This is a genomic window from Mycobacterium sp. RTGN6 (genome assembly GCF_033804605.1).
Taxonomy (GTDB): Bacteria; Actinomycetota; Actinomycetes; order Mycobacteriales; family Mycobacteriaceae; genus Mycobacterium.
This window is the reverse complement of record NZ_JAPZKZ010000009.1, coordinates 80745-107359: the sequence shown is the minus strand read 5'-3', so window position 1 is coordinate 107359 and position 26615 is coordinate 80745. Positions and strand designations below refer to the sequence as shown.

Here is a 26615-nt window from a genome sequence, read left to right as displayed (position 1 = left end):
CGCAGTAGGCCTACGCGACGTTGATCGATCGGCCGCGTGCACCGGCGGCGTAGATGTTGGCCAGGCGGCGTGCAAGTCGTCGCGAGCTCCACCCACCATGCCCACCGAATCTGTCCAACAGTTGATACACTCGACCTAGTCAACTATTTTATACCTGTGGCTTCAGAGTGCACCGTTGAGCGCGTTCTACTCGACTTCTTTCGCGCCCAGTCCGCTTCAGCGCCACCTCGCGACACTCGTTCCTCCGCACCACACTCGCATACACGGACTGCTGAACAGGCTGACAGACCTCGAACCGTCCTAGCCGACGACCAACCGAAACGAGGTGCGCTCGGGACATGATTGAAATCAGCGAAGAAAAGTGTGTCGGCTGTGGCATTTGCGTTTGCCTTTGCCCTGTGGATGATTGCCTCACGGGCTTCAACGAAATTCAGGTCGCGGACACGTGCATAGATTGCATGAAATGCGTGCACGGATGTCCGGTAAATGCCATATCCCCAGCAGCGATGGAAATTAACAGTGCAGCAATATAAGTACAATATGGCAATCATCGGCAGTGGCATCGGGGGACTTGCCGCAGGCGCCCTGTTGAGCCACGCGGGCTATCGCGTCATTGTCGCTGAGAAGCTGCCGTTCTTCGGTGGCAGATGCGCCACGCTCGATTTTCAGGGTTACAAGATCGATACCGGCGTATCGCTAGTGGTGGACGAAGTTCACGGCGCTTTGTGCCGCGAAGTCGGCGTCGACTTCGAGTTCCGTGCCGTCGATCCGCTGCTCGTGGTCCATTACAAGGGCAAGGAGTATCCGTTTGCCAGTGCCGAAGGCATGGTTGCGCTGATCAGTGAAGCCAGTCGAGACGAGGCGGAAATGGGTCGCGTCTTTCAGGCGATGATGAACGCCGTCACATGGGCTGAACCATCGAGCTCGATGTCCTTCCTCGACTGGATCCTGCAATATACGGACAACCCCGACCTGCTGGCAGTCTTCCAATGTCTGGTGACGTCGATCTTCGGATTGCGGCTCGGTGAGATTCCCGCAGGAGCGTATTTCCGCATGGTCGCGGAGACGGAGAAGGCAGGCCTGAAGACGAGCGGATTTCCGGTGCACGGCGGCGGATCCGTGAGCGATGCCTTGGTGAAAGCCATCAGGGCGCGTGGCGGTGAGGTGTGGAGAAATTGTCCGGCGGCCCGGATCAACGTCGACAACGGGAAAGCAACAGGCGCGGTTGTCATGAGGCGCGGGAAAGAATGCGAGATTCAAGCCCAGGCCGTCATCAGTAATGCGGGACCGCGGCAGACCGTAGAGCTGGTAGGCAAGGAGAATCTTTCGACGGGGTATGTCAAGGAGGTGGAGGACCTCAAGTCCGTGCCGATCATTCGCGTCGCGGCTACGAGCGACGAACCCTTGATGGAGAATTCGCAGGTTCGGCTTCTGACCGAGGCTCGCCGGATGCTTCTGGTCTGGACTCCCAGCAACAACAATCCGCATATCGCCCCGAAAGGGAAGCACCTGCTGGCGGGATTCGCCTTCCCCGCGTCCGCCTATCCGCCCTTTGACTTCGAAGACGACATAAAACTGTGCTTGCAGGATCTGGCCGATTTCATCCCCGGTTTCGAGGAGCGTGCCGAGATTCTGCGTGTCGATACGTTTCACGGCGATTGGCCCGAGTACGGAACCCACTCGGGCTACGGCCTGCCGCTAAAGACACCCGTTGAGGGGCTGTACCAGGTGGGAGATACCTCCGCACCCCTCGGCTGGTTTGGTTCGCCAGCATCGGTGACGAGCGCTCGACTGGCAACAGAGGATGTTATGCGGCGCTACCAACCGCGCCCGGTCGAGTGATTACTGATCCAAAGTCATCAACGTCCGCTTCACCGCCGAGTCGACCCGACGCAGCCTCACGCTTCCAACACTCGCAGTTCATGTTCCTCGCCGATTGATCCCTTGTGCACGCCAGCAATTTTCAGATTCCTGCCAGCGACCTCCGGAATCTCCCGAGACACACCAGGGCCCGAGGCGAGCAGGCCACCGTCGACGACCAGGCTCTCTCCGGTGACGAATGTGGCGTCATCACTTGCGAGAAACAATGCAGCACCGGCGACGTGATCGCCGAGGCCGGCCTCGGGCCAGGGCTGCTTGGTAGCGAATTCACCTTCGACGGTAGAGATATCGGCACCGCCGGCCGCCAACGGCGTCGCGATGAAGCCAGGGCAGATCGCGTTGACGCGAATGCGATCGGGTGCCAGCTCGACCGCGGCGGATCGGGTGAGATTGATAACGGCGGCTTTCGCCGCGGAGTAGGCCAAGGGACCGGCGTCTCCGCTGAACCCACCGATCGACGACGTATTGATGATCACGCCCCCGGTGCCGCGAGCCCGCATGACCCGTGCGGCATGCTTGATGCCGAGGAACACACCTTTGACGATGATGTCGAATGTGAAATCCCAGTCCTCGACCGTTGTTTCGGTCAGTGGACCGATCGCTCCCGTGATGCCAGCATTGTTGAACACGATGTCGACACCACCGAAGTGATCCACGGCTCTGGCGATCATCGCCTCAACGTCGGCTTCCTTCGACACGTCCGTGCGAATGAAGTCAACGCGATGGAATCCTTGGCGACGCGCCAAGGATTCGGCAGCTTCACCGGTCGCGGCGTTGTAGTCGGCGATGACGACAGCTGCGTCTTCCTGAAGGAAACGCAGTGCTGACGCGAATCCAATTCCGCTGGCACCGCCGGTGATGACGGCGACGCGGTCCTTGAGTCTCATGACGTAGGCCACGGCTGTTGGCGCGGCGCGACACCAAGCATCTCGCGCATGTTCGGTGGCTGACGGTCACCCTCGTCTTTGATGCCGTACTCCATGGCCAACTCCGCGCCGATCCACGACTGACCGCTTCGCTCCATGAGTTTCGGGTCGTCGTAGAGCGCCCAAATGACATGCCCGGTGAACTCCGGCGTCTCACACATCTCCGCAACACCTGCGAAGGCATCAGGGGCCGAGCCCAGGATCCTTTTCAGCCTGTCGGTGAGGACTCCACCGCACCAGATGCAGATCGCCGCCACGCCGTGGTCCTTGAGCTCATACCCCATATCTGCGGCGAACTTGTCCTCGCCCGCCTTGTGTGCGCCGTAGGCCGGCCCCATGAAATAGCAGACACCGCCCTGACTTCCAGTGAAAATCATCAGCCCGTGCTTTTGACGGACCATCATCGGAGCGGCGTAATAGCTGCAGACGTAGGCGCTGCGGAGGCCGACATCGAGCAGGTCGACGAGATCCAGCGGCTTCTCCCAGAACCCGCCCGGCTCGGTGATGAGATCACTCACCTTGGCCGCATTGTTCACCAGGATGTCGAGTCGGCCTTGCTCTCGCTCAACCTGGTCGAAAACGGCCTTAGTCTGGGCGTCGTCGGCGTGATCGCAGGCAATGGCGATTCCCATACCGCCGGCAGCGGTCACCGCCTCCGCAGTCTCGTAGATGGTGCCGGGGAGGTTCTCGGTCTGGCCTGTCTTCTGCGAACGACCGGTAATGTAAACCGTGCAGCCGTGGCTGCCCAGCGCAATCGCGACTCCGCGACCGACTCCCCGGCTTGCGCCGGTGACGACGGCCACGGGAGCCTGGTTCTTGTCAGGCATTGTGAGTTTCCTTGACCCTTCTGGGATTAACACTCAACTAGAACTTGCTAAACCGATGAAGTAGGCGCCCAGCAGGCACGCGCCCATGAGGACGACCCACGCGTCGGTGAGACGACACAGCAAGGCGGGGGCGTGCCTCACCTCCATGAACTCCCGAAAGATGATGCGTACCTTTATCAGCGCGATCACGATCACACTGGTCGTAACCGCCGCACTTGGGCTCAGTACCCCGTCGAGATCGACAGAGCGGTCCAGCCACAGATAGAGGAGCGTCATCGACGACAGGATCACCCACACGATCAGCAGTCTCTTGTTGACAGCGGCGTTCACAATCACCTCACGACGTAGAGCAGTGCAAAGATGAGAACCCAAAGAAAATCGACGGTGTGCCAGTAGGTGGCCCCAGTCTCGACGAGTTCCTGGGATCGCCGCTTGGGACTCCACAGCTGGTAGACGACGACACCCAGTACGACGAATCCGATCAACACGTGCAGGCAGTGGATCGAGGTCAGGAAGAAATAGTGTTGGAAGAACTCGCTTGTGGTGAATCCGTTGCCCATTCGGATCTCGTTGACCCATTCGAGCACCTTCGACACGAAGAACACGACACCGAAAAACATGGTGAGGAAGGCATTCGTCAAGGCAGCCCGGTAACGCCCCTCACGGGACGCTTGGACGCATCGGGCTACCGCCCAGGAACTGGTGAGCAGAGCGATGGTGTTGAACACCCCGATCCGCAGGTCCAGATCCTGCTGGGATTCCAGAAACGCCTGGTGGTCGTGAGTGCGGAAGAGCAGGTAGACGACGAAATAACTTGTGAAAACGAGCGTTTCGAAGAGAACAAAGGCCCACATGTCGGGTTGCCCCGGCACGAACTTGCCCGCTTTCTCCACGTCCGTTGATGCGGGCTGCGCGTCGACTTGGTGTGCTGTGGAGCCGGCACCTGCAAGGTTCGTCATCGCGCCGCCGCCAGAATCTCATCGGCCTTCTGTTTCGGCGCGAGATCTGGCAACGGTCCGGTGCCGAAGTCCTCGCGCCTGATCATTTGTCTGAGCAGAGTGATGAAAACGCCTGTGTAGATACCGAATACGACCATGTCGATCCACCACGCGATTAGGCCGTTCCAGGCGAAGACGCCGTTGTGGAAGATCCACGCCGGCGAAACGACGACCTCCGTGAGCGCATTGCACAGGTTGAGATAGCCAAACCACTTCGGGAATACGCGATTCTTATCGATGAGGATGGCGACCATCCAGACCAGTGAGCCGATAAGAAACACACCCATGGTCCCGACGTAGGACAGGAACGCCAGGTCAAACAGCCACTGTTGAAGCTCAGGATCGCGGTTGGGCCGCATGGCGCCGACGGTGAGCACGATGCACAGCAGCAGCATGCCGGGAACCGCGCTGAGCGCGTAGAGCACAAGATACGAATACCCGAAGGCCGGCGTGATCGACATGCGCCGCATCGAATAGGCGATGAGGGCGTTCTGCGGTGCCGTCATGCCGGTTACCAGGAACATGATGCCGAAGCCGACGAGGATGCCGTAGTGGTTGTCGCGGAACCACTGTGCAGCACCCTCGGCGTCCAACGCGGGGTTGGCCGGCGGCTGAGTGCGGCTGAGGATGAAGAACGACACGGTGAAAAAGTTGTAGAAGACGACCGTCGCCCACCAGGCGAACCACAACTCGCGCTTCGGATTGTTGCGGCAATGCCAGCCGAACCGCGCGATCGGCGAGCCCGAAGGCCGCTCGAGTGGTGCTACCGATTCTGCCGAGGGTGCGCTCATACCGTCACCTCATCCTCGACACGCTGACGCCGAATGGTTTGGCCGATAACCACTCCCATGACGGCGATCCAGACGCCAATGGTGATGTTCTTGACCCAGAACGGCAGTAACCCGTCCCAGGCCATGGGTCCCCCCAACGCGAGTCCGGTGAAGGCAGCGGGCGCCAGCGCGGCCGCGACGAGAAGATTGAAATATGCGACCCACGGCTTGAATACCGGGCGTTCCTGGCGGTCGCAGTAGATCGCTAGTGCGAGCAGGACGCTCTGCATGATGAGGTACGGCACCTGAATACTGAAGGTCACCCACGCGAGGTCGTTGTACATCTGAGTCAGCGCTGGCGCGCGTTCCGGCCGGAAGGCGGCCAGGAGCCAGAAGAGGTTGGCGAGGAGAAAGATTGTGGGGCCGCCGGCCGCGCAGGCAAGCATGCAGTAGGAAAAGATCGGTGTGCGGTGGGCCATCCTGCGCATCTGGACCACGAGCAGCATGAGCACCGGGATGAGGCAGACGCAGAACCAGTTGAACAGGATCATGGAAAAGCGGATGCGCCCGGTGTTGTCGCGATAGAACGCAGCGACTTCCTCCGCTGACATCGTCGGTGACATCGGATGGACGAAGCCCGGGAACAAGAAGAACGCCGAGATCCAGATGGCCGCCATCGCGGGCAAGGTCCAGAACAGGATCAACTCGCCGTCGGTTCGTCTCATGGTCTCAAATCCTCACTTCGACGCTTCCGTCGCGAATCAGCGTTCCGCGCAGACGCTAACCTCAGACAGGCGACCTAGTCAACTATTTCTCTGATACGCTCTGCACGGAGCAATCGGCATGGGACCGCGCAGCCACGAGGACCGGCCCAACGAAGGAGGATCACCGATGACGGAGGCCGTGCGACAGACCCACGACCAGCTGGCCGATGAAATGGAGATCCGCGGCGTCGTGCACCGCTACGCCGACGCGTCGTCGCGTCGGGATCCCGCCGGCGTCGCAAGCACGTTGACCTCCGACGGCGAATGGCATTCCCCTGCAATGGGCAACCACCAGGGACGCGATGCGGTCGCATCCTTTTTCACCACGATGCTCGAGGACTGGAATGCATTCATCCAGGGGCTTCTGTCGGGCGTCGTCGTCCTGGACGCGGCAGATCCCGACCACGCCACAGGACGTTGGTTCGTCGAGGAGACGGGCCAACGCTCCGGAGGAGCCAACTTGACGGTTTCGGGTGTGTACCACGACGAGTACGTGCGGGAGGCGGGCACGTGGCTCATCAGCCACCGCCGCTACGACCCGCTGCTGATTCGCGCCGACGACACCGTCACCGCCTTGCCGTTCCCCACCGACGGTCCTGGTCTCGATTCGCCGCTGGCGGGCCGCGCTACCTAGTGCCCTTGCGGGACAGCACTAATCGACCGTTGAGTTCGAAGGTAGGTGATGTAATGAAGACATCCGTAGTATCGTCGACGGCGACTGTGCCGGGTGAGTCAACCCGTCTTCCACCCGCCAGGTACTCGCAGAGATGGGGCCAATCCAGTCGTCGTCGCTACGACCGGCGCATACTCGCAACACCTCCAATCGTTCGTCGCGCATTGCCGACATCCAATCCAATGTCTTCGTGTTGGAGCGCTACCCGGTGACGTCGCGCCCGATCAGCTGGCGGGCGATGATCCACTGCTGCAGTTCATTGGCGCCTTCGAAGATCTCGAGGATCTTCGCATCGCGGTACATCTCTTCCAACCTCACCGACTCGCCGCTTTCGGACACCTGACGGGCGAAACCCAGCGCGCCATGAATCTGGATGGCTTCGCGTACGAGGTCATTCGCCAACCGCGTGCCATACGCTTTGGCCATCGCCGCCTCGGGCTCTGCACTGCGATCACCACGATCGAGCAACGTAGCGGCCTTCTGATAGAGGGTTCGGGCACACTCGATCTCCGTGGCCCGCTGCGCCATCGTGAACTGCCAGTGCTGCATGGCACCCAGGGGGCCGCCGAAGACATGGCGTGTGCGCAACCGTTCGACCGCGAGGTCCAAGGCTGCCTGGGCGACACCCACACCGGCAGCGCCGATTCCGACTCGTCCGCGTACCAGCGCCGATAAGGCGACGCTCAGGCCGTTCCCCGCTGTGCCCAACAGATTTTCGTGGGGAACCAAGACGTCGGTGAACACGATGTCGGCGGTGATCTGTCCACGATGCCCCATCTTCAGATCCGGTGCGCCGATCCGGACACCCGGCGAAGACAGGTCGACCAACAGCATCGTCGCCCGATTGCTACCAGCGCCCGAGCGCACCAACACCGAGACCCAGCCAGCCACAACGCTGTTGGTGATCCAACGCTTCCGCCCATTGACCACGAAGCCGTCGGGCGTCTCTTCTGCGATGGTCTGCATGCGCTCTGCCGTCAGATCAGAGCTGGTATCCGGCTCGGTGGTGGCGAATGAGAATGCCGTCCGTCCGCTGATCAACTCCGGAATGAGCCGGGCCCGCATCTCCTTGGTGGCGAAAGTCAGCGTCTGAGGGACGAGGATGCACTGTCCGTCGTAGACGCCCGCCATCGACGACGAGTGGTAGGCGATCTCCTCGGTGACGGTGCACGTGCCGAGCATCGGATGCTCTAGTCCCCGACCGTAATCCGCGCCGAAGGGAACGGCGAACAGGCCCTCGTCGGCGAGGCCTCGAAATGCTTCCCAGGGAAAGCTATCGAGGGACTCCTCACGCTGGCCGATCTCGCGCGCGTATGGGACGAGTCGGCTCTCGACGGCGGCACGGGCCTGGGCGCGCAGTTCAACGATCTCTGCAGGTAGCCACACGTCGTGTGTCATCCGCTCCTGAGTCCGCGGTACGACGGGTGCCGCCCGGGTGGTGTCAGCAATGGTCATCGGCGGTTCTGAAGACATTTTTGCACAATACCAGTCAGTTTTGACTGGTTTATGCTCCATCAAGCGCAACACCCAGCGTTCGACGCGCGGCTGTTCGCCAAATGGTCAGATGCGGGTCCGTCTCCGGTTCGCGCGAAATGATCGAGTAAGTGAGGGCCACTCCGCGCATGCTGCTGAATAGCAACTCGCGTAGGTCGTCGAACTCCGGGTGGCTGCTATGGACGGGGCCAAACATCGTGGCGACGACATGCTGGATGGCTCGGCCCAAACGGTGTTCGGCCCCGGCAAGTTCGCTACGCAGTTTCTCGTCGGTACGTGCAGCTGACCAGAGTTCCATGGCGGCCCAGAAGTAGGGTTGGCGAAAGGTGCTCCACAGCAGAGCGATAGCGCGATCCACTCTGGCGCCTCCGCCAGGAGCGGAGTCTTTAATGCGCTCAAACCACTGCTCCATGTCGGAGATTCGTTCGTCCGCCAGATGGTGTGCCGCGGCGACGAGTAAGGCCTCACGCGAAGGGAAGTGATGCAGGAGCCTGCCGCGGGTAACACCGGCACGGTCCTGGATCGCGACCGTCGTCGTGCCGCTGTAGCCGCGTTCGACCAGAAGCTCAACGGCTGCGTCCAAGATCAGCGCGTGGCTGCTAGCCCGTCGACTGACCTGCGATCGTCGAGCGCGTGAGACGGGCTTGGTCACTCCGCCAGATTAGTGTAGATCGAGCAAAAGCGGTCATCGGTGACCGATCTCTTCTAGCTAGCCCTGCGGGAATGGGTCGTAGCGGCGTTCGTATGCGTCGTTGCGTGCGGCGAGTTGGGCGGCCCGTTCTTCGGGGGTCACGTACTTGGTGGTGGCCGGCAAGACGCTGGTGAGCTGATCGAGTGAGACGGTCTGGAAGCTCAAGGTGGGCAGGGTCGTCGCGTTGGGGTCCAGGTTTTGGAACCGGATCGGCAATACGCCTTGGTTCAAGCCCCCGGTGTCGATCCAGTTCGCGACGCCGGGATCTGTCGGAGAGAGCACCAGGGTGTACGTGCCGTCCGGGTTGGGGGTGGCTTCGGCGTTGTTCAGGCTGGTTTGGGCATCCCAGTAGTTGTCAGTGGTCAGCCAGATATTGGAGACCGGAACGATGAAGTACTTGGCGGTGCCGGGATCGATGGTGATGACCATGGCCTGATCGTCGGTCAGGCTGAAGTACCCGAGGCTCTGCCTCTGGGTCAGCAGGGCGCCCGGGAATTGCAGGGCGGGCGTGAGTGTATTGGGTGGTTTGAGCGCCCCGGTTGCCAGGTTCAACGTCATCAGTCTGGTACCCAAGACATGTAGCGCGTTGCTTGCCGCGACGGTGAGTTGGGCTGTCTGGGCAGCCATTTCGTCGAGGGTTCGCGGGGTGGTGGGCGTGGGGCCGCTGATCCGCACGACCTGCAGCGCCGCCGGGGTCTGCGTCGTCACGTCCGACATGGTGTCGCGGATGAAGATCTGTTGGGCACCGGCGGTGAGTTGCAGGTGGTTGGTCTGCCCCGGGGCTGATGGCAGAGAGTCCACTGTGATGGTGAAGCTGCCATCGGGATTGACCACGAGATCGTTGCCGGACAGGTTGCTGATCGGTACGGCCGCGCTGATGTCGGCGTACACGCCGAAGTTCACGTCCACCGGCCGGGCTCCGTAGAACTGGCCGGTGATCACATAGGACGACGCGCTGTTGACCGCGATACCGCGGTAGATGGTGTCGGGGTTGTCCGGGTTGAAGCGTCCTCCGTCGACGTCGGTGCCGAACCACTGATGTGGAGGCATCAGCATCGCCAGCACCGCCGGCCGGGTCGGATCATTCATTGCGACCTGCTGGGCCAGCGCGTAGGCGTACTCGTCGACGGCTTGGTCGAGCAGGGCCATGCTCTTCGCATCCGGGCCGCCGATGAGGCCGAAGCTCTGTTGGGCCTGGGTGATCCATTGGGCGCGGATGGTGGCCTTGGCTTGCTGAACAGCCGGGGTATTGACGATCTGCATCGCGAGCTGTTCGAGCCGCAGCTGATCAGGGGTGGCCAGGGTGCTGACCGGCTTGACCGTCACCGACACCGTGGTTTGGGTGCTTGCCCCGCCGTCGGGGGAGAACAGCGTGGCCAAGCCATGCAGATGGAACGGATTACCAACGGAGTCATCGACTTTGACCGTGAACGTGTCTGTCAGACCGGTGGTGTACACCGCGGTGGTGTCGGTCGGGGTGTAGACGAAGCTGCCGTCGGAGGCCACCACCACGGTGCCTTTGGTGGGGCCGCTGGTCACCGTATAGGTCAGCTGATCGCCGTCGGCGTCGCTGGCGTTGAGGTTGCCCAACATCGCCCCGCCGAAGGTCTCGGAGGTCAGCGTCGAATTGTAGTGGGTGGTGGGCGTTCTATTGAAGAATGTGTATTGCGTCTGGCGGCGCGCCCACCCCAACAGCGCCCACAACGTCGGTGACTCTGGCGGAACCACAGGCGAATTGGTGGCATACGGGTTGAGCCCCACCCACGACAGCACCGTGGTCACCACATTGAACAGCGGCCCGCCGGGCGGAGTCGGCACTGCAGCCGGGGCGGGTGCGGCCAGCGCCGACGCGACACTACTGGAGGAAGCAGCTGTCGAAGACGGAGCCGACGCGCCCGCCTTCGACAGTCCGGCCACGCTCACATCGGTAGCCGGCGTGGCGGTCTTCGCTTGAGCCACGCTCGCATCGGCGGTCGATGCCGAGGTCGAGGTCGGCGTCGACGCTGCCCAGGGAGCGCTGGCGTTGTGTCCAACCGGCATCACCGTCGTCTGCTCGGCCGCGGGCGGGTTGTCGTTCTTTTCGGTGGATGCCGAGGTGGTCGGTGCAGACTCTACCGGCGCCTCATCCGGCAGGATCGAAGCACCCGAAGTTGCAGTGTCCGAAGGTGATTCGGTGCTTGGCGTTGATTCCGACGCCGATGAGCCGGCCGTGGTCAGGCCCGTATTCGAGGTAGTCGCGCCAGACGATGTGGGCGTCGACCCCGATGACGATGAGCCGGTGGTGGTTGTGCCAGTAGTGGAGGTGTTTGCGCCACCCGAGGCCGACACCTTCGCCTCTGGCTCCGAAGCCCCACTCGAGGACGTCGAGGCAGACCCCGACGGTGACGACGAGTCCGTTTTCGCAGCGGCACTCGACGCATCGGCAGACGACGACGTCGAATCGGTGGTGTCGGCGTTGGCCACCGCCGGACTATGGGTGACCGCCAAACCGATACCCAGCGCCACCGCAAGCACTCCCACGCGCCCGATGTAGCTGCCGTAGCCGGTGTCGAATCCGTTCGCTCCTGTCGTTGGGTTGGATCGCCGCGTCGATGGCGACATTGATTGCACTGCAATGCTGTTCATGTTGCTCCTAGTTGATCCACATGGAAGGCCACCCGAGGTGGTCACAGAAGAAGTCGGCTGCGACAGACCAGCCGACGGGAGGTTGGCACGGTGGCTAGCCGAGTCGATCCGCGAAGCGCAGCATGATGTGCTGGTACCGCGGCCCCAAGGCCCGGGCGAGTATGTCCCCGGCGTAGGCATCGGCCCCGATGAGGACACGGGCACGATCGTTCGCGACACCGTGGATGACTTTTTCGGCAACCTTCTTGGCGGTGACCCGGACCTTGCGCTCCACGTAGTTGACGGACAGTTGATGAGCTCGGCTGTCGGCGTGCTGCCCCGAGCGCACCAAGTCCGTCTTGACGAATCCGGGATGTACCGCGGTTACACCGACTCGGTGACCTGCCCGGCGCATCTCCTGACGCAACGACTCGGTGAGACCGCGAACGAAGAATTTGGAAGCGCAGTAGTGCGAGTCCAGCGGGGCGCCGACCAGCCCCCACAGGCTCGACATGTTGACGAGGTGTCCGTCACCGGAGGCGATCAGATGCGGAAGAAAGATCTTGCTGCCGTTGAGAACTCCGTCGATATTGATGCCTTTGATCCAATCGAGCTGGTCCCACGTGACTTCGGTGAGCTCACCGATGAGCGCGACCCCGGCGTTGTTGATCGCGACGTTGATGCCCCCGAAGTGGGCGGTCACCTCCTCGGCGTGGGCCATGAAGGCAGACCGGTCCGACACGTCGAGCTGATACGCCTGCGCTTCGGCGCCACGTGCCGCGCAGTACACGGCGGTTTGCTTGGCGGCCTCAGCGTCGACGTCCGACAATGCCAGCCGCGCGCCGCGCACGGCAAAACTCTCGGCGAGCGCGCGTCCGATTCCCGCGCCTGCGCCGGTGATCGCGACCACCTTGTTGTTGAAGCCTTGCATCGATGGACCTTTCAGATGATGTTGAGGGCGTCGAGGAAGCGCTCGGCATAGTCGGTGTCGCCGCGCAGGGAAACATCGCTGGCGCGCCACGGTGTGCGCGTGGTCGCCCAGGACGGGAATTCGTCGGTCCTGCCGACGATTTCAGCCCGCGCGGAGCTGCTGGCACGCTGAGTAACGTGCAACCGGCCGCCAGTGCCCGGCGCGATGTGCCACCGGCCGCCGGCCAAACCGGTCAACTGCAGATTGAGGGGGCGGTCCATCCACGTCATGGTCGTGCGATTCATCTGTTCCATTCCGGCCAACATCCATTCCAGTACCCCGCTCATGCGGTCCACGTCGGTGGGTGGGGCGGGTAAGCCGATCGCGGGTGCGATGTCGTGGCGCAGATGGACGTGCCAGTCGAACAGCAGCAGAGACGGAGTCAGCCGCAGCGGGTAATGGCCGAGTTCGGCGACCGGAAGCCGCAGGCTGCCCAGTGGTGCTCGGGCGACGATCTTGAGCGCGGTCATCGCGCGGCCGCTGTACCGCTCGAACTCGGCGAGGACGCGTGGCGGGGTCCAGGAGCGACGGCGCGCGACGAGGACGTCGTTGAGTTCTTCGGCACCCCTGCCCCACATCTGATGGGCGCCCACTCCGAGCATCAGCCCCGTAGTGGCGCCGAGGTGCGCGATCACATCGCGAACGCGCCAGCCGTCAGCACGGCTGGGGGCATCCCACTGGCGGTCATCGAGGTTGGCGCAGACCGCCAGCACTTGGCGCCGCTCGCGCGCCGCCGCGGTCAACCTTCGCGCGGTGTCCACGGCCACCGACCTCCTAAACTGCACTGCTCATCGATGAGCGGCACGGCGATCATGTCGCGGGGTCGCCGCGCAGCGCTTGGCCAGGATTGCCAAGTTCAGTGGTATTTTTGTGCTCCAGATACAAGTTGTGGAGGGCGGGTGGGATGGAATCAGCCCCACAAGAGGCGCTGGCGTGGATAACGCCGAACAGCGATGCGGAGATCGACGAGCTGGCCGCCATGTTCCTCGCCGCCATCACAGATGCACTGCCGGCGTTGGCGGAGGATCCCGAACTGTCGCGTGACCTCACCGCCAGCACCCGCGCGCAGGTGCGCGCCTTCATCGTCTGGATGACGTACGGCGCCGCTGGAGAACCAGTCATTCCGGTGCAGGCCCACGCCCTGGCACAGACGCTGGCCCGGCGGGGCCTCGATGCCGATGTCCTTACCGAGATTCATCGCGCGACTCAACACGCACAACTGCGCTACCTCATCGAGCAGACCGGTCGGCTACCCGAGCGAGAAGAACAAGTCTCGTTGCTCGTGCTGTTCATCGATCGTGGGCTGTCGTGGCTGAGTACGTCACTGAACGTGCTGACCCAGACCTACCGCGAGGAGCGGGAGCGGCTGTTCGCCGGCGTCCTCGCACGCCGCGCCGAGGTAGTGCGTTCGATACTGCTCGGCGAACCGGTGAGCGTCGAATCCGCCTCGGGGGTATTGGGTTATCCGCTGCGCGGCCATCACACCGCGGTGGTGATCAGCACCGACGACCGCACCGGTACCGACATCGATCGCCGGCTGGTCGCATTGGCTCACACGGTAGGCGACCACCTCGGAGCATCGACGGTCCTGACCACGCAATCAGGTGCGCACGGCGTTTGGGCGTGGCTCGGAAGCGACCGCCCGCTGGAGCTGGCAGAACTGGGAGCTCTGGCCCAGAGCCGTGAAGTCCGCGGTGTACGGGCCGGAATCGGCATCACCGGGCACAGAATCTCCGGCTTCATCCGCAGTCACCACGAGGCCGTCGCGGCATACCAAATTTCCACTACAACAAGCCAACCCACCGGATCGTTCACGTGCTACCGCGACGTCGAACTGCAATATCTCGTCACAGCCGACGCACAGGCGTACGCCGCGTTCCAGTCGCGCACCTTGAGCGGATTGACCGCCGCCGACGATACGGCCGGACGACTGCGGGAGACGCTTCGCACGTATATCGCGTGCGGACGTAACCGCGATGCCACCGCCGCGGCTCTCGGCGTCCACAAGAACACGGTGCGCTACCGCCTGGAACGTGCTCGCAACGCGCTCGGCCATGACGTCGACAGCCACCTGGTCGAACTGCAGTTGGCGTTGTTGGGCACCGCAGTCGGCCCCGAGGAAGTCAGCCGAAGTCGCGATCGAGATCCTCAAGGATGAGCGCCGTCGTGTGCCGTTGCCGTCGCCGCGCGCTCCGACGAGCAGGGCAAGGTGACCTCAAGCCCGACAACGTCGCCGTCAAATGCCTCAGCCCGTCGCGAGTGGTGCTCACCGAAGGCTGGCAGGCCGGTGGCGGCGGCTTCGAGATACCGCCCGAGCTGGTCGAGCCGCCCGAGGCGATGGGCAATGCCGCGGTGCTACTAGCCGGCCAGAACGCAAGTGGCATCACCGGAACGATCCAGCGCTCCGAAGAGCTCTTCGCCTCCTGACGCTGTTCGGCGCTGATCTTGGCATGACCAATCGACCAGGACACGGCCGGCCCCTGCCACTCCTCCTCACGAAGGAGGCAGAGTAGTCAATACTGCCGGGCGCCAACGCATTCCCTCGTATGGTTCCGATGTGGATGGGTCAACCCCGTTCGGACAATAGGAGTTTGCCAATGAGGCGTCGTAGTTTTCTTGCTGGCGGAGCGGGCGCTGTCGCGGCCTTGTCCACTCAATCGATGATTGCCTGCTCCTCACCCGTGGACAGCCCACCGGCTTCGACTGAAGGTCTACCAGAAGCGGTGGCGAAGCTTCGCGCACAATACGTTGCTGACTTCGATGCCGAATATGTCGACAACGTCATCGTGCCCAGTTTCATGAACAGCATGTTCGACGGCCAGCGGCCCGTATTACCGATGATCGACGTCGCGCTGACCAAGGAGAATGCCCTCCCCTACCACCTGTGGGGACTGCTCAGCGAGAGCTGGAAGCCCGCTCCGCAGGACGGTGTCACGGTCTTCCTTCAAGGTCTCGAGAAACGCGGCCCGGACAACCGTCGCAAGAGGATCTACATGTCGGCGGTCACGCCCGATCTCTACCGGGAGATGTACCAGGCGAAGGTCGTCGGATTCTTCGACCAGCTGTTCAGCCCCGCAAACGCGGGCAAGCCGCTGATGCGGATCTATCTGGATACCTTCTGGGATCTCTACTGGGATTTGCATCTTGGCGTCAAGGGCCCCGACCTTCCGGCAGAAGTACGACAGATCGGCGCAAGCTTCAACGCCGTCCTCGCATTCCGGACCCCACCCAGAAGGTCGTGTACGACAATTACATGACCGTCAGGAAGAACCTCGGATTCCTGAAGTCCTGGATCGACGACAGACTCGCGGACATCACGTCCGGCAAGACGCCGGAACCCAAGAAGACCTTCGCGTGGTATTGGCTTCAGAACGGTGCGGACAGCGAATACTTCAATCACAAGGACGTGGTCTTCGAGTGCTTCCACAACTTCGTGGCCTTCAGTCAGTGGGGCAACAGCCTGTACAACGTGATGGCCAAGTTGCGCAGGGACGGCGGTGACGTCCAAGCCAAGGATTGGTTCAACAAGACGATGGCCGGCGCCTACGACGCTCCGGACGGCTCAGCGTTTCCGCCTCTCGAACGCATGGTGATGGAACTCTTCCGCACGATCTCGCCGAACGGCGGAAGTATCTCGGCGATGGAGGAAACGCGGCCGCCCGCTTTCGAGCGGCACGGCTACATCATGAGCCCACACACTTCGACGAGCCACGACCCGGTCCAGTGGGTGAATCCCGACGACTTCGACCCTTCGCGATACCAACACGCACCCACCAGCCAGGACATCGATGAGGCAAAGATCCGGCAGATGGGACTCGCGAACTGTCCGTTCACCCCGACCACGTTCGACGTCAAGGACGGGCGTAACGCAGCGCTGCACAACAGCGCGTTCGGAACGGTGTTCGGAGTCGCCGACGACAAGCCGCTCCCGGTTTGCGACTACGCCGGTTTCGCCCCCTTCGGCTTTGGCTATCGACGCTGCCCCGGTGAGCAACTCACGATCATGGCCTTCGAGGATCTGCTTCGAAAGACCTCGAGGGACAAACTGGAGTTCGTGAAGGTTGGCGGTGCTGACGCGCAAGTCGTACCCGTCCCAGGGCCGGACCCCGAAGTCTTGCCCGTCGGTCCTGCCACCGTCATCCGCGACGACATAGGTTTCACCCGCCCGTCCTAGCGGCTCGTCGCCTCCTGTCGCGAAATTGCATTCCGTCGGACACGGGGCCAATTTCGACGCCATTAATTGCCGCTGCGGATAATTAATTGCTCATATCTCAGCGCCCCGACGCGGTGCGGATTAGCGTTCGCCTGATTCGCAGTAAATGCTCAGGATCGGGGGATGACATGGAGGCTTCACTACGACCGTGGTTCACCACGGGAGTTGCACTCGTCGGCGCCAGCGCCATTGCAATGGCACCGATCAATCCGATCACGCCGTCGTCGCCTGCGGCAGACGTGCGGGCCGCGGCCGCGGCTGTTACGGCTGAGTTCGACCTCACCGCCCTCGACATCCCGTACATCCTGACGTTGCCGATTGTTCGGCAACAGATTCGCAACTGGGCCGAGAACTGGGCGGTCTACCTGGCTGGGCTCGGTCAAGCCGGCATCGGCCTGGCGCAGTCGCTGCTGTCGATCCCTGGCGTGACCGTCGAGGTCATCCAGGAGGTGCTGGCACTCAACTTCGTCGGCGCCTTCGAGACCCTCACCACCGCGGTTCGCGATTCGGTGATTGCGGTGGGACAACCGCTGCTCGATTCGATCATCTGGCGCAATCAGAAGGCCGCCGCGGTGCAGACCGCGCTGTACGCCGCGACGCCGCAGGCGTTCATCGACGTGACCAACGGCTTCCTGCAGGCGGGGAACATCGTCACGACCTCGCTGATCGTGGGCACGCAGGACCTCGTCGCCGCCATCCTCACCTTGAACCTCGGCAACATCATCGACGCGGCCGTCGACGGAACGAGGAACTTCTTCGTCGCCCTCGGCGACGGCGCCGGCGCGATCGTCGCCGGGATCGAGGCCGCACAGCTCGGCATCGCAACGGCGCTGGCGACACCCCCACCGCCGTCGCCGTTCGTCGCGGACGTCTCAGCGATGCGCACCCTCTCGACCGACACCACGTTCAGCCTCGCGCGGGGTTCTAGTGCCGACACGCTCGAGGCCGACGGCACGCCCACACCCGTCGTCGACGAAGTCCCGGCGCAGCGGGAGGAGCCGACCGGCGTGACCGACGTGGGGGCCACCGCCGAGGCCGATCCACCGGAAGCGCCTGCCGGGCCCGAGGTTTCACCGCTAAGCGAAGTCGCACACGAAGCAGCGGACCCGACGGAGCCACCGAAGAAGGCGGCGACCCCCGACGACAAGGACGACGAGGCCGACAAGGACGCCGCGGCGAAGCCGGACACCGGAGCGGCCGCGAAGCCGGCCTCTGACGACTCTGCGAAGCCTGCACCTAAGGCCGACGACGAGTAGCGCGGGAGCACCGAAGCTCTCTCGCGCGAGCAGGGGCTACTTCTTGGCGATCAGGCCGTCCACGATCTTGTTGAAGTCGGCGGTCCCGAAGGACACGTACTCGGACAGGTTGGCGTAGTCCAGCGACGCCATCACGGACTTCTCGAGTTGGATGTTCATCAGCCGCTTGGTGGCTTCGAGCGCCTGTTGCGGCAGTTCCATGATCTTCTTCGCGCACACGATGGCCTCGGCCAGCGGGTCGGCCACCACGTGATTGGCCATCCCTAGTTCGAGCGCTCGCGCGGCCTTGATCCGGATGCCAGTGAACGCGAACTCCTTCGCCTGCAACAAGCTGATCTGCGACGGCCACACCAGGGGGCCGCCGTCCGCGGCCACCAGTCCGATCGACACGTGTGGGTCGGCGAAGAACGCGGTCTCGGCCATGTAGACGATGTCAGAGAGCGCCGCCAAGCTGCAGCCCAGCCCGACGGCAGGACCGTTGACCGCGGCGACAACCGGGATGCGGCACCGCACCATGCCGATGACGAGGTCACGGCCGTGCTTGATCGTCTTCTGGCGCAGGGCTTCGTCGTTGCGCAACTCGTCGAGGTAGTTGAAGTCGCCGCCGGCTGAAAACGCCCGGCCCGCACCGGTGATCACGGCCGCTCGCGCGCCGACGTCCTCGTTGAGCGCTTCCCAGATCTTCGCCAGCCCCACGTGCAGCGCATCGTTGACCGCATTGAGCTCATCGGGCCGGTTGAGCGTGATGATGCGCAGACCGCCGTCGGCCTTGACGTCGATTTCGGCTGGCATGTCATACATTTCAGTTCCCCAATCCAAGAATCCGCTGAGCGATGATGTTCTTCTGAATCTGTGAGGTGCCGCCCATCACGCTCTGCGCGCGGCTGTACATGTAGGCCCCGAACAGTTCGGGATCGGAAGTGCCGACGGTGGCCAACGCGGCGTGGCCGACCGACTGCTCGACCCACGTCATCAGCAGCTTGTCCAGCGAGCCCTGCGGGCCGTGGGTAAGGCCGTCCAGCTGTTCCGACAGCCGCCTACGCACGTGCAGCCGCAGCATCTCGGTCTGCACCCAGGCCCAGGACAGTTCCTCCGGTGCGTCGCCGTCGACCCGGGAGTTCAACTGGCGCACCAGTTTTCCGTACCGAGCCGAGAAACCCAGCGTGGACGGTTCGCGCTCGTGGCTCACCACCGTCATGGCAAGCTTCCAGCCGTCGCCCGGCGCGCCAACCATGTTCTCGACCGGAACCCGTGCCCCGTCGAACTCGACCTGGCCGAACTCCTTCGTGACGCCGCTGATCATCTTCAGCGGGCGCTGCACGATTCCGGGTTGGTGCATCGAGACGATGAACGCCGAGATGCCCTTGTGCTTGGGCACGTCCTTGTCGGTACGGGCCAGCACCAGGCACCAGTCGGCGACGTCGGAGTAGCTGGTCCAGATCTTGTGGCCACTGATGACGTACTCGTCGCCCTCGCGCGTGGCGGTGGTGGTCAGCGACGCGAGGTCGGAACCAGCGCCGGGCTCGCTGAAGCCCTGGCACCAGCGCTCGGTGCCGTTGATCATCCCGGGCAGAAAGCGTTGTCGCAGTTCCTCGTCGGCGTGATGACTCAACCCGACGACGAGGTAGCCCAGCCCGGGTCGAGCGGGCGCACCCGCCTTCGCGATCTCCTCGTCCACGATGACGTCGTACACGGGCGGCAGTTCCTGTCCGCCGTACGCCTTCGGCCACGACGTGCCGAAGAAACCCGCCTCGTACAGCGCGACGTGCCACTCACCCGCCTTGGCCCAGTACTCGTCACCCGAGGTGGGGAACTTGCCCTTCTGTTCGGTCAGCCAGCCGCGCAGCCGGTCCCGAAATGCGGCTTCCTCCGGGGAATCACGAAAGTCCAATGGTCAACTCCTCCAACTTGACCGGCCAGCGCTCGGTGGCGGCCAGTACCCGACGCAGGTAGACATGCGCAAGGCATTCCCAGGTGTTGCCGATGCCGCCGTGCACCTGGATCGACGTCTCGCAGACGGTCAGTGCCGAACGCGCACAGTAGATCTTGGCGACCCGGGCCGCCTCGACGGCTTCGACGACGGGAAGCTCGTCGACGGCCCACGCCGCATGGCGCAGCACGCTGATACATCCCTCGATCAACGCCAGGCTCTCCGCGAGCAGGTGCCCGACCGCCTGGTAGGAGCCGATCGTCGCGCCGTACTGCTCGCGCACCTTGGCGTACTCCGCTGCCAGCGCCAACGTGCCCCGCGCCGAGCCGACCAGGTCGGCCGTGGTGGCGGTGAGCGCCAGTGCGTACCAGCGGCCCGCGTCCTGCTCCGAGAGCTCGGCGAGCTCCGAAGGTGACTCGGCCACTCCCGCAAGGCAACGCGTCAGGTCGATGGTGTCTGGCTCAGCGACCGCGGGCGCCGTCCGGCCGATGCGGCGGGCAAGGTCGTCGGCGAGCACCGGGCCGAGGAACGGCACGTCGACGAGCCCGCGGGCGAATTCCTCGGCGACGATGGCCACCTCGACGCCCGACGCCTCGTCGGAGCGCAGCGTCCGGAATCCGGTGGCCTCGACCGTCTTCTCCAGCCGCGCGATGCGGCCGTCGTCGTCCAGGTCGGCGACCGACCCCGGTCCGAGGTCGTCGGCCAGCTTGGCGGCGGCCTCTCGCAGTTCTCGTTGTTCCGCGGTTAGACGGACGTCCACAGCCGCTCCTTCAACACTCGACGCAACACCTTTCCAGAAGGGAGCCTTGGGATCTCCTCCACGAATACGACCCGACTGGGCCGTTTGTACGACGCCAGCCGAGCCCCGATCAACGCGACCAACTCGGCCGCCTCGACGGCCCCCGAGCGCATCACAGCGGCGACGATCGCCTCGCCATCGGCCGCATCCGGCACCCCGAAGACCGCGCAGTCCGCGACGGCCGGATGCCCGTGCAGTACGGCTTCGACCTCGGCGGGCGCCACCTGAAACCCCCGCACCTTGATCATCTCCTTGGAGCGATCGGTGATCCGCAGGAAGCCGTCGGCATCGAGGTTGCCGACATCGCCCGTGCGGTAGTAGCCGTCGCTGAACGCGCCGGGCGTCGCCGAGTCGGGTAGGTAGCCGGCCATCGCCGAACCGGAGCGGACCTGGATCTCACCGTCTTCTCCTGGCCCCAGTAGCGCTCCGTCGTCCAACGACACCACCCGCACGTCGACTCCTGGCACCGGCCGCCCCACGGTGTCGAGCCGTGCGTCCTCGATCGGATTGCACGAAATGACGGGCAGTTCGCTTGCCCCATAGGCGGTTACCCACCGCACCCCGACTCGCTGCGTTATCGCTTCGGCGACGCTCTGCGTGACGGGGGTGGCGCACCACATGACGTAGCGCAACGACGAGAGGTCGTGGGACTCGAGGTCGGGGTGCGCCGCGATCGCCAGCGCGATGGGCGCGACGGCCATTTCGACGGTGATCCGGTCGGATTCGATGTGGCGCAGCATCGTGTCGACGTCGAACCGGGGATGCAGCCGGATCCACGCGCCCGCGTCGAGCGCCGTCGCGATGTTCAGCAGGCCGAGGATGTGCGACGGCGGCGTCATGATCTGCATGCGGTCGGTCGAGGACAGGTCGAGGGCCGCCCGCCAGTGCGCGACGGCGACGGCAAAGGCGCGGTGAGTGTGCCGCGCGGCCTTCGGCATGCCCGTCGTGCCCGAACTGAACACGAACAGTGCGTCGGTGTCGGGGTCGGGCGTGGCGAGTGCGCGCGCACGTGGCGCGACGGCGTCGTCGAGGTGCAGCATCGGCATCACCTCGGCCAGCACCGGATGGTCGCCGACCGCATGCGCCGGGGCGGTCAGGGCAAGGGCGTGCTCGACCTCGGCCCGCTTCCACGCCGGGCTCAGCAGGACGACGGCGCCGCCCAGACTCCAGATCGCACGCATCGCGACGACGAACTCGGGGCGGTTGGAGGACATCAACGCGACGCGGTCACCGGTGCGCACGCCGCGCTGCTCGAGCACCGCCGCCATGCCGCTGGTCAGCGCATTTAGCTCGGATCGGGTGTACTGACGGTCTCCGAAGGCGAGCAGGACCGACTCAGTCACGTCACGCCCCTCCCGGCTGGTCATCGTCGTACGATTGCGGTTGAGAATATCCTATCGATTATAGAGAATGGTATTCTCGGATAGACAGAATCTCAATGTCAGGAGCGAGCCAGATGAGCGCAGACCCCGTACCGACCGAGGAGGCCGGTGGCGAGGTGACGATCGTCCTCGATCGGAGGACGGCGTCCGTGGCGATGAGGGCCGGCGAGACCCTCCTGGAATCCGCCAGGCGAGCAGGCATGGGTCCCCCGTTCTCCTGCGAGGCCGGCAACTGCGGCACCTGCATGGCCAAGCTGATTGAAGGCAAGGCGACGATGCGGGTGAACGACGCCCTCGAGGACGACGAAGTCGCCGACGGTTACGTGCTCACGTGTCAGGCCATTCCGGACACGCCCAACGTCAAGGTCTCCTACGACGACTGAGCGTCTTCGGAGAACTCGTCCAGTGCGGGCGCGGGCCGGTACTCGGGCGAGTACCCCGCGACCTTGATCGCCCCTCCGATGAGTCGGAAGTCTCCTGCGGTCACGATCGCCTCCGGCGTGGCCTCCAGCGCGTCCGGCAACGAACGCACTGCGGCCGCCGGAATGCCGAGTGGGCGCAACCGCGCCTCCCACCCCTTGGCCGTGTCCGTCGCCAGCACCGCTGTCACCAGATCAAGCACCTCGTCACGGCGCGCGGCGCGCTCGGCCATGGTCTCGAACCCGCCAACGCCCGCCTCCGCGGCGAACGATCGCCAGAAGCCGTCGTGCGTGATGAAGAGCGCCAGGTACCCGTCGGCGGTCGGAAACAACTGTGCCGGAACGTAGTACGAGTGCGCTCCGAACGGGTGCCGATGCGGCTCGGTCCCGTCGTTGAGCCAGGCCGAGGCCCGGTAGTTCAACTGCGACAGCATCACGTCGCGCAGCGACACGTCCACTTGACCGCCTCGGCCGGACACGATCTGGGCGAGCAACCCGAGTGCGGCGGTGAGCCCCGTCGAGTTGTCGGCCGACGAGTACCCGGGCAGTGTCGGCGGGCCCTCCGGATCGCCGGTCATCGCCGCGACGCCGGTGGCGGCCTGCACCACGTAGTCGAACGCAGGGTCGTCGCCGCCGTCGAGCCCGTAGCCGGTGAGCGCCACGCAGACGATCCGCGGGTTGAAGCGGGACAGCGCCTCGTAGGTGAGGCCGAGTTTCCGGATCACCGACGGCTTCATGTTCACCAGCAGCGCATGCGAATTGGCGGCGAGCTCGCCTAGCTTCGCCCGCCCCTGCTCGGAGGTCAGATCCAGGCACACGCTGCGCTTGTTGCGGTTCAGGCTCGCGAAGTAGCTGTCGCTGACCTGACGCGAGATCTCACCGCCCGGCGGCTCGATCTTGACCACTTCGGCACCGAGGTCGGCCAGCAGCATCGTCGCGTACGGGCCGGCGAGCATGACGCCGACCTCCAGGATGCGGATGCCGTCCAGCGGACCCTTCACTGCACGGCCTTGGCCAACTCCGCAATCACCTCGCGCGTGCGGTACTTGGACGCGACGAGTTCGTCGCGGGTGTCGCCGATCGGCAGCAGTCGCACGGACAGGTCGGTGACACCGGCATCGGCGAATTGCTTGAACCGCGCCAGGATTGACTCCTCGTCGCCCGCGGCACACAGGTCACCGACGTTGCGTGCGTCGCCGCGGTCCAGCAGCCGCTGGTAGTTGGGCGACGTCTCGGCCTCAGACAGGATCCGGTTGGCGCGGTCCTTGGCGGCGTCGATCTCGGAGTTCGCACACAGGCACACCGGGATGCCCGCGACGATGCGCGGCGCAGGCCGGCCCGCCTCGGCCGCGGCCTTGTTGATCTTCGGGGCGATGTGGTCACCGATCGCCTTCTCGTCGGCCATCCACAGCACCGTGCCGTCGGCGTGCTCGCCCGCGATCTGCAGCATCACCGGGCCGAGTGCGGCGACCAGCACCGGCATCGGCGACGCGGCACCGAGTGCGGTGGGGTTGTGCACCGTGAACGAGTGGTTCTGCACGTCGACCGGGCCGGGGCCCGCGATGGCGGCGTTGAGCACCTCGAGATAGTCGCGCGTGTAGCCCGCCGGCTTCTCGTAGGGCAGCCCGAGCATGTCCTGGATGATCCAGTGGTGCGACGGGCCGACGCCAAGCGCCAACCGACCCTCGGCCATCGCCTGCACCGAGAGTGCTTGGCGGGCAAGGGCGATCGGATGCTGGGCCTGCAGCGGCACTACGGCGGTACCCAGCTCGATGCGTGAGGAGTGCGCCGCCATCAGCGCCACCATGGTCAGGCAGTCGAAGTCGTCGGGCACCTGCGGCATCCACGCGGTGTGCAGTCCCGCGGACTCGGCCCACTCGACGTCGGCCACTAGCTTGGAGACCTTGCGGGCCATGTCGCCGCGCTCGGCCCCGATCATCACGCCGAGTCTCATGACTCCCCTGCCTTGTCGGTGAGTGCCCGCACGTCGCGGACGAGCGTCTCGAGTGAGGTGCCCGTCGGGAACACCGCGGCCGCGCCGGCGTCCAAGAGCTTCTGCACGTCGGACTCGGGGATCGTGCCGCCCACGACGACGGCGATGTCACCGGCGTCGGCGGCGCGCAACGCGTCCACGGTGCGGGTCGTCAGCGCGACGTGCGCGCCCGAAAGGATCGAAAGTCCCACCAGGGCAACGTCTTCCTGCAGCGCGATCGACACGATGTCCTCGATGCGCTGACGGATCCCGGTGTAGATCACTTCGAAGCCTGCGTCGCGCAACGTGCGCGCGACGATCTTGGCACCCTTGTCATGTCCGTCGAGGCCGGGCTTGGCCACCAGTACGCGAGTCGCCATCAGTGCCCTCGCTTCTTCGCGCAAGCGCTCATCAGAACACCACCGGCTGCTGGAACTCGCCCCACACGTTCTTCAACGTGGACACCATCTCCCCCACCGTGCAGTACGCATTGGCGCAGTCGACCAGCTTGTGCATGAGATTGTCGGTGCCCTCCGCTGATTTCGCGAGCGCCGCCAAAGCTTCCTTGACCGCAACCGGGTCGCGCTCGGCCTTCACCTTCGCCAGCCGCTTGAGCTGCAGATCGCGGCCTTCTGCGTTCAGTTCGTAGGTGTCGATGTCGGGTGCCGGCTCGTCGGTGACGAACCTGTTCACCCCTACCACCGCCCGCTCACCCGACTCGACCTCGTGATGAATCTTGAAGGCCTCGTCGGCAATGAGCCCCTGCAGGTAGCCATCCTCGATGCAGCGCACCATCCCGCCGTGCGCCTCGAGGTCATCCATGATCTCGATGATCTTGGCCTCGGTGGCATCGGTGAGCGCCTCCACGAAGTACGAGCCTCCGAGCGGATCGGCCACCTTGGTCACCCCGGTCTCGTAGGCGAGGATCTGCTGGGTGCGCAGTGCCAGCGTCGCGGATTCCTCGCTGGGCAGGGCGAACGGCTCGTCCCATGCGGCGGTGAACATCGACTGCACGCCGCCGAGCACCGCGGCCAGCGACTCGTACGCGACGCGAACGAGGTTGTTCTGCGCCTGCGGCGCGTACAGCGACGCGCCGCCCGCGACGCAGCCGAAGCGGAACATCGACGCCTTGTCGGTGGTGGCGCCGTAGCGCTCCCGCACGATGGTGGCCCAGCGCCGTCGTCCGGCGCGGTACTTGGCGATCTCCTCGAAGAAGTCGCCGTGGGTATAGAAGAAGAAGGAGATCTGCGGCGCGAACTTGTCGATGGTCATCCGCCCGCGTTCGACGACGGTGTCGCAGTACGTGACACCGTCGGCCAACGTGAACGCCATCTCCTGAACCGCATTGGCGCCAGCGTCGCGGAAGTGCGCACCCGCCACCGAGATCGCGTTGAACCGCGGTACCTCGGCGGCGCAGAACTCGATGGTGTCGGCGATCAGCCGCAGCGACGGCTCCGGCGGCCAGATCCAAGTGCCGCGCGACGCATACTCCTTGAGGATGTCGTTCTGGATCGTGCCGGTGAGCTTCTCGCGCGGCACGCCCTTCTTCTCGGCGGCGGCGACGTAGAGCGCGAGCAGAATCGCTGCGGTGCCGTTGATGGTGAAGCTGGTGGAGATCTTGTCCAGCGGGATGCCGTCGAACAGGATCTCGGCGTCGGCCAGCGTGTCCACGGCCACCCCGACGCGGCCGACCTCCTCGCCGAACTCGGCGTCGTCGGAGTCGTACCCGCACTGGGTGGGCAGATCCAGCGCCACCGAGAGCCCGGTGCCACCCTGACCCAGGAGATACCGATACCGCTGGTTGGACTCCTCGGCGGTGCCGAAACCCGAATACTGGCGGAAGGTCCAGGTCTTGCCCCGATAGCCGGACGCGAAGTTGCCCCGCGTGAACGGGTACACACCAGGGGCAGGCGGATCAACCGCCCGATCACCCGGTCCATACACCGGTTCCAGCGGGATACCCGACGGGGTCTGCACGAGGTCGCTCATCGAGGATAACGTACTTGCAAAAAATGAGAATGCCAATACCGCGACGCGGAAATGCCG

28 protein-coding genes and 1 pseudogene are annotated in these 26615 nt (G+C 64.2%); 10 read left to right on the top strand and 19 right to left on the bottom strand.

Going from position 1 to position 26615, the window contains the following annotated elements:
- Window positions 1–338 precede the first annotated feature (338 nt).
- Together SLQ33_RS33640 and SLQ33_RS22105 are read left to right on the top strand one after the other, a co-directional pair.
- The gene (locus SLQ33_RS33640) at window positions 339–533 is read left to right on the top strand and encodes a 4Fe-4S binding protein (RefSeq protein ID WP_413467696.1); all 195 of its coding nucleotides are present in this window, start codon (window positions 339–341) and stop codon (window positions 531–533) included.
- A 7-nt stretch (window positions 534–540) separates the two neighbouring features.
- Window positions 541–1842 carry an NAD(P)/FAD-dependent oxidoreductase gene (locus SLQ33_RS22105; protein WP_319456025.1) on the top strand — a complete coding sequence of 434 codons (1302 nt, stop codon included), beginning with the start codon at window positions 541–543 and terminating at the stop codon, window positions 1840–1842.
- A gap of 56 nt (window positions 1843–1898) precedes the next feature.
- Here SLQ33_RS22105 and SLQ33_RS22100 read toward each other — a convergent pair whose 3' ends face one another.
- The 6 genes from SLQ33_RS22100 to SLQ33_RS22075 are packed head-to-tail and all read right to left on the bottom strand — an operon-like array spanning window position 1899 to window position 6127.
- Complete coding sequence (locus tag SLQ33_RS22100) at window positions 1899–2768, bottom strand: SDR family oxidoreductase (RefSeq protein ID WP_319456024.1); 870 nt, start codon at window positions 2766–2768, stop codon at window positions 1899–1901.
- Window positions 2765–3634: an SDR family NAD(P)-dependent oxidoreductase gene (locus SLQ33_RS22095; protein WP_319456023.1), complete on the bottom strand. Its 870-nt coding sequence runs from the start codon at window positions 3632–3634 to the stop codon at window positions 2765–2767. Before SLQ33_RS22095 ends, SLQ33_RS22100 begins: the two co-directional genes overlap by 4 nt.
- Window positions 3635–3667: 33 nt before the next feature.
- Window positions 3668–3964 (bottom strand): cytochrome C oxidase subunit IV family protein, encoded by a 297-nt coding sequence (locus SLQ33_RS22090; protein ID WP_319456022.1) that lies wholly within the window; start codon window positions 3962–3964, stop codon window positions 3668–3670.
- 2 nt (window positions 3965–3966) lie between these two features.
- Window positions 3967–4593 carry a heme-copper oxidase subunit III gene (locus tag SLQ33_RS22085; RefSeq protein WP_413467695.1) on the bottom strand — a complete coding sequence of 209 codons (627 nt, stop codon included), beginning with the start codon at window positions 4591–4593 and terminating at the stop codon, window positions 3967–3969.
- Window positions 4590–5423 carry a hypothetical protein gene (locus tag SLQ33_RS22080; RefSeq protein ID WP_319456021.1) on the bottom strand — a complete coding sequence of 278 codons (834 nt, stop codon included), beginning with the start codon at window positions 5421–5423 and terminating at the stop codon, window positions 4590–4592. The genes SLQ33_RS22085 and SLQ33_RS22080 overlap by 4 nt, the downstream gene beginning before the upstream one ends.
- Complete coding sequence (locus tag SLQ33_RS22075) at window positions 5420–6127, bottom strand: hypothetical protein (protein WP_319456020.1); 708 nt, start codon at window positions 6125–6127, stop codon at window positions 5420–5422. The genes SLQ33_RS22080 and SLQ33_RS22075 overlap by 4 nt, the downstream gene beginning before the upstream one ends.
- A 166-nt stretch (window positions 6128–6293) precedes the next feature.
- Here SLQ33_RS22075 and SLQ33_RS22070 point away from each other — a divergent pair, with 166 nt between their 5' ends.
- Window positions 6294–6800 carry a nuclear transport factor 2 family protein gene (locus SLQ33_RS22070; RefSeq protein ID WP_319456019.1) on the top strand — a complete coding sequence of 169 codons (507 nt, stop codon included), beginning with the start codon at window positions 6294–6296 and terminating at the stop codon, window positions 6798–6800.
- Between the two features lie 240 nt (window positions 6801–7040).
- Here the strand turns inward: SLQ33_RS22070 and SLQ33_RS22065 are convergent, their stop codons facing one another.
- From SLQ33_RS22065 to SLQ33_RS22055, 3 genes are all read right to left on the bottom strand, one after another.
- Window positions 7041–8237 (bottom strand): acyl-CoA dehydrogenase family protein, encoded by a 1197-nt coding sequence (locus SLQ33_RS22065; protein WP_319456240.1) that lies wholly within the window; start codon window positions 8235–8237, stop codon window positions 7041–7043.
- Window positions 8238–8343: 106 nt separating this feature from the next.
- Window positions 8344–8985, bottom strand: coding sequence for a helix-turn-helix domain-containing protein (locus SLQ33_RS22060; protein ID WP_319456018.1), 642 nt, complete (start codon window positions 8983–8985; stop codon window positions 8344–8346).
- Between the two features lie 57 nt (window positions 8986–9042).
- Window positions 9043–10983 carry an Ig-like domain-containing protein gene (locus SLQ33_RS22055; RefSeq protein WP_319456017.1) on the bottom strand — a complete coding sequence of 647 codons (1941 nt, stop codon included), beginning with the start codon at window positions 10981–10983 and terminating at the stop codon, window positions 9043–9045.
- 64 nt (window positions 10984–11047) lie between these two features.
- Here SLQ33_RS22055 and SLQ33_RS22050 point away from each other — a divergent pair, with 64 nt between their 5' ends.
- Window positions 11048–11557, top strand: a complete 510-nt coding sequence (locus tag SLQ33_RS22050) for a hypothetical protein (RefSeq protein ID WP_319456016.1) — start codon at window positions 11048–11050, stop codon at window positions 11555–11557.
- A gap of 186 nt (window positions 11558–11743) precedes the next feature.
- Here SLQ33_RS22050 and SLQ33_RS22045 read toward each other — a convergent pair whose 3' ends face one another.
- Together SLQ33_RS22045 and SLQ33_RS22040 are read right to left on the bottom strand one after the other, a co-directional pair.
- Window positions 11744–12559 carry an SDR family NAD(P)-dependent oxidoreductase gene (locus SLQ33_RS22045; protein ID WP_319456015.1) on the bottom strand — a complete coding sequence of 272 codons (816 nt, stop codon included), beginning with the start codon at window positions 12557–12559 and terminating at the stop codon, window positions 11744–11746.
- Between the two features lie 11 nt (window positions 12560–12570).
- Window positions 12571–13365 (bottom strand): maleylpyruvate isomerase family mycothiol-dependent enzyme, encoded by a 795-nt coding sequence (locus tag SLQ33_RS22040; protein WP_319456014.1) that lies wholly within the window; start codon window positions 13363–13365, stop codon window positions 12571–12573.
- A 137-nt stretch (window positions 13366–13502) separates the two neighbouring features.
- Here SLQ33_RS22040 and SLQ33_RS22035 point away from each other — a divergent pair, with 137 nt between their 5' ends.
- The 5 genes and pseudogenes from SLQ33_RS22035 (at window position 13503) to SLQ33_RS22015 (ending at window position 18067) form a co-directional block, all read left to right on the top strand.
- Window positions 13503–14756, top strand: coding sequence for a PucR family transcriptional regulator (locus tag SLQ33_RS22035; protein ID WP_319456013.1), 1254 nt, complete (start codon window positions 13503–13505; stop codon window positions 14754–14756).
- Between the two features lie 53 nt (window positions 14757–14809).
- Window positions 14810–15025: pseudogene (locus tag SLQ33_RS22030) on the top strand (short-chain dehydrogenase); the annotation flags it as partial.
- Window positions 15026–15195: 170 nt separating this feature from the next.
- On the top strand, window positions 15196–15855 hold the full coding sequence (locus SLQ33_RS22025) for a hypothetical protein (RefSeq protein WP_319456012.1): 660 nt from the start codon (window positions 15196–15198) through the stop codon (window positions 15853–15855).
- Window positions 15852–16772: a hypothetical protein gene (locus tag SLQ33_RS22020; RefSeq protein WP_319456011.1), complete on the top strand. Its 921-nt coding sequence runs from the start codon at window positions 15852–15854 to the stop codon at window positions 16770–16772. Before SLQ33_RS22025 ends, SLQ33_RS22020 begins: the two co-directional genes overlap by 4 nt.
- 167 nt (window positions 16773–16939) lie before the next feature.
- On the top strand, window positions 16940–18067 hold the full coding sequence (locus tag SLQ33_RS22015) for a hypothetical protein (RefSeq protein WP_319456010.1): 1128 nt from the start codon (window positions 16940–16942) through the stop codon (window positions 18065–18067).
- A 36-nt stretch (window positions 18068–18103) separates the two neighbouring features.
- Here SLQ33_RS22015 and SLQ33_RS22010 read toward each other — a convergent pair whose 3' ends face one another.
- From SLQ33_RS22010 to SLQ33_RS21995, 4 genes are read right to left on the bottom strand one after another with little or no spacing between them, the layout of a single operon-like run.
- The gene (locus SLQ33_RS22010; RefSeq protein WP_319456009.1) at window positions 18104–18868 is read right to left on the bottom strand and encodes an enoyl-CoA hydratase/isomerase family protein; all 765 of its coding nucleotides are present in this window, start codon (window positions 18866–18868) and stop codon (window positions 18104–18106) included.
- Between the two features lies 1 nt (window position 18869).
- On the bottom strand, window positions 18870–19958 hold the full coding sequence (locus SLQ33_RS22005) for an acyl-CoA dehydrogenase family protein (RefSeq protein ID WP_319456008.1): 1089 nt from the start codon (window positions 19956–19958) through the stop codon (window positions 18870–18872).
- Window positions 19945–20757, bottom strand: coding sequence for an acyl-CoA dehydrogenase family protein (locus tag SLQ33_RS22000; RefSeq protein ID WP_319456007.1), 813 nt, complete (start codon window positions 20755–20757; stop codon window positions 19945–19947). Before SLQ33_RS22000 ends, SLQ33_RS22005 begins: the two co-directional genes overlap by 14 nt.
- On the bottom strand, window positions 20742–22163 hold the full coding sequence (locus SLQ33_RS21995) for a class I adenylate-forming enzyme family protein (protein ID WP_413467694.1): 1422 nt from the start codon (window positions 22161–22163) through the stop codon (window positions 20742–20744). Before SLQ33_RS21995 ends, SLQ33_RS22000 begins: the two co-directional genes overlap by 16 nt.
- Window positions 22164–22252: 89 nt before the next feature.
- On the opposite strand from SLQ33_RS21995, the gene SLQ33_RS21990 reads away from it, so the two are divergent.
- Window positions 22253–22561, top strand: a complete 309-nt coding sequence (locus tag SLQ33_RS21990; protein WP_319456005.1) for a 2Fe-2S iron-sulfur cluster-binding protein — start codon at window positions 22253–22255, stop codon at window positions 22559–22561.
- Here SLQ33_RS21990 and SLQ33_RS21985 read toward each other — a convergent pair.
- The 4 genes from SLQ33_RS21985 to SLQ33_RS21970 are packed head-to-tail and all read right to left on the bottom strand — an operon-like array spanning window position 22549 to window position 26558.
- Window positions 22549–23598 (bottom strand): CoA transferase, encoded by a 1050-nt coding sequence (locus tag SLQ33_RS21985; RefSeq protein ID WP_319456004.1) that lies wholly within the window; start codon window positions 23596–23598, stop codon window positions 22549–22551. The genes SLQ33_RS21990 and SLQ33_RS21985 overlap by 13 nt on opposite strands.
- Window positions 23595–24551, bottom strand: coding sequence for an LLM class F420-dependent oxidoreductase (locus SLQ33_RS21980; protein WP_319456003.1), 957 nt, complete (start codon window positions 24549–24551; stop codon window positions 23595–23597). Before SLQ33_RS21980 ends, SLQ33_RS21985 begins: the two co-directional genes overlap by 4 nt.
- Window positions 24548–24949 carry a cobalamin B12-binding domain-containing protein gene (locus SLQ33_RS21975; RefSeq protein WP_319456002.1) on the bottom strand — a complete coding sequence of 134 codons (402 nt, stop codon included), beginning with the start codon at window positions 24947–24949 and terminating at the stop codon, window positions 24548–24550. Before SLQ33_RS21975 ends, SLQ33_RS21980 begins: the two co-directional genes overlap by 4 nt.
- Before the next feature lie 31 nt (window positions 24950–24980).
- Entirely contained in the window at window positions 24981–26558 is a 1578-nt protein-coding gene (locus SLQ33_RS21970) for a methylmalonyl-CoA mutase family protein (RefSeq protein ID WP_319456001.1), read from the bottom strand.
- Window positions 26559–26615: the final 57 nt, after the last annotated feature.

Bases quoted from the DNA above. Each gene is read 5' to 3' on its own strand.
- SLQ33_RS22010 (WP_319456009.1), bottom strand. From the start codon at position 18,868: ATGTATGACATGCCAGCCGAAATCGACGTCAAGGCCGACGGCGGTCTG.
- SLQ33_RS21975 (WP_319456002.1), bottom strand. From the start codon at position 24,949: ATGGCGACTCGCGTACTGGTGGCCAAGCCCGGCCTCGACGGACATGAC.
- SLQ33_RS22065 (WP_319456240.1), bottom strand. From the start codon at position 8,237: ATGACACACGACGTGTGGCTACCTGCAGAGATCGTTGAACTGCGCGCC.
- SLQ33_RS22025 (WP_319456012.1), top strand. From the start codon at position 15,196: ATGAGGCGTCGTAGTTTTCTTGCTGGCGGAGCGGGCGCTGTCGCGGCC.
- SLQ33_RS22100 (WP_319456024.1), bottom strand. From the start codon at position 2,768: ATGAGACTCAAGGACCGCGTCGCCGTCATCACCGGCGGTGCCAGCGGA.
- SLQ33_RS22080 (WP_319456021.1), bottom strand. From the start codon at position 5,423: ATGAGCGCACCCTCGGCAGAATCGGTAGCACCACTCGAGCGGCCTTCG.
- SLQ33_RS22095 (WP_319456023.1), bottom strand. From the start codon at position 3,634: ATGCCTGACAAGAACCAGGCTCCCGTGGCCGTCGTCACCGGCGCAAGC.
- SLQ33_RS22035 (WP_319456013.1), top strand. From the start codon at position 13,503: ATGGAATCAGCCCCACAAGAGGCGCTGGCGTGGATAACGCCGAACAGC.
- SLQ33_RS22045 (WP_319456015.1), bottom strand. From the start codon at position 12,559: ATGCAAGGCTTCAACAACAAGGTGGTCGCGATCACCGGCGCAGGCGCG.
- SLQ33_RS22085 (WP_413467695.1), bottom strand. From the start codon at position 4,593: ATGACGAACCTTGCAGGTGCCGGCTCCACAGCACACCAAGTCGACGCG.
- SLQ33_RS22070 (WP_319456019.1), top strand. From the start codon at position 6,294: ATGACGGAGGCCGTGCGACAGACCCACGACCAGCTGGCCGATGAAATG.
- SLQ33_RS22020 (WP_319456011.1), top strand. From the start codon at position 15,852: ATGACCGTCAGGAAGAACCTCGGATTCCTGAAGTCCTGGATCGACGAC.
- SLQ33_RS22015 (WP_319456010.1), top strand. From the start codon at position 16,940: ATGGAGGCTTCACTACGACCGTGGTTCACCACGGGAGTTGCACTCGTC.
- SLQ33_RS21980 (WP_319456003.1), bottom strand. From the start codon at position 24,551: ATGAGACTCGGCGTGATGATCGGGGCCGAGCGCGGCGACATGGCCCGC.
- SLQ33_RS22075 (WP_319456020.1), bottom strand. From the start codon at position 6,127: ATGAGACGAACCGACGGCGAGTTGATCCTGTTCTGGACCTTGCCCGCG.
- SLQ33_RS21970 (WP_319456001.1), bottom strand. From the start codon at position 26,558: ATGAGCGACCTCGTGCAGACCCCGTCGGGTATCCCGCTGGAACCGGTG.
- SLQ33_RS22105 (WP_319456025.1), top strand. From the start codon at position 541: ATGGCAATCATCGGCAGTGGCATCGGGGGACTTGCCGCAGGCGCCCTG.
- SLQ33_RS21990 (WP_319456005.1), top strand. From the start codon at position 22,253: ATGAGCGCAGACCCCGTACCGACCGAGGAGGCCGGTGGCGAGGTGACG.
- SLQ33_RS33640 (WP_413467696.1), top strand. From the start codon at position 339: ATGATTGAAATCAGCGAAGAAAAGTGTGTCGGCTGTGGCATTTGCGTT.
- SLQ33_RS21995 (WP_413467694.1), bottom strand. From the start codon at position 22,163: ATGACCAGCCGGGAGGGGCGTGACGTGACTGAGTCGGTCCTGCTCGCC.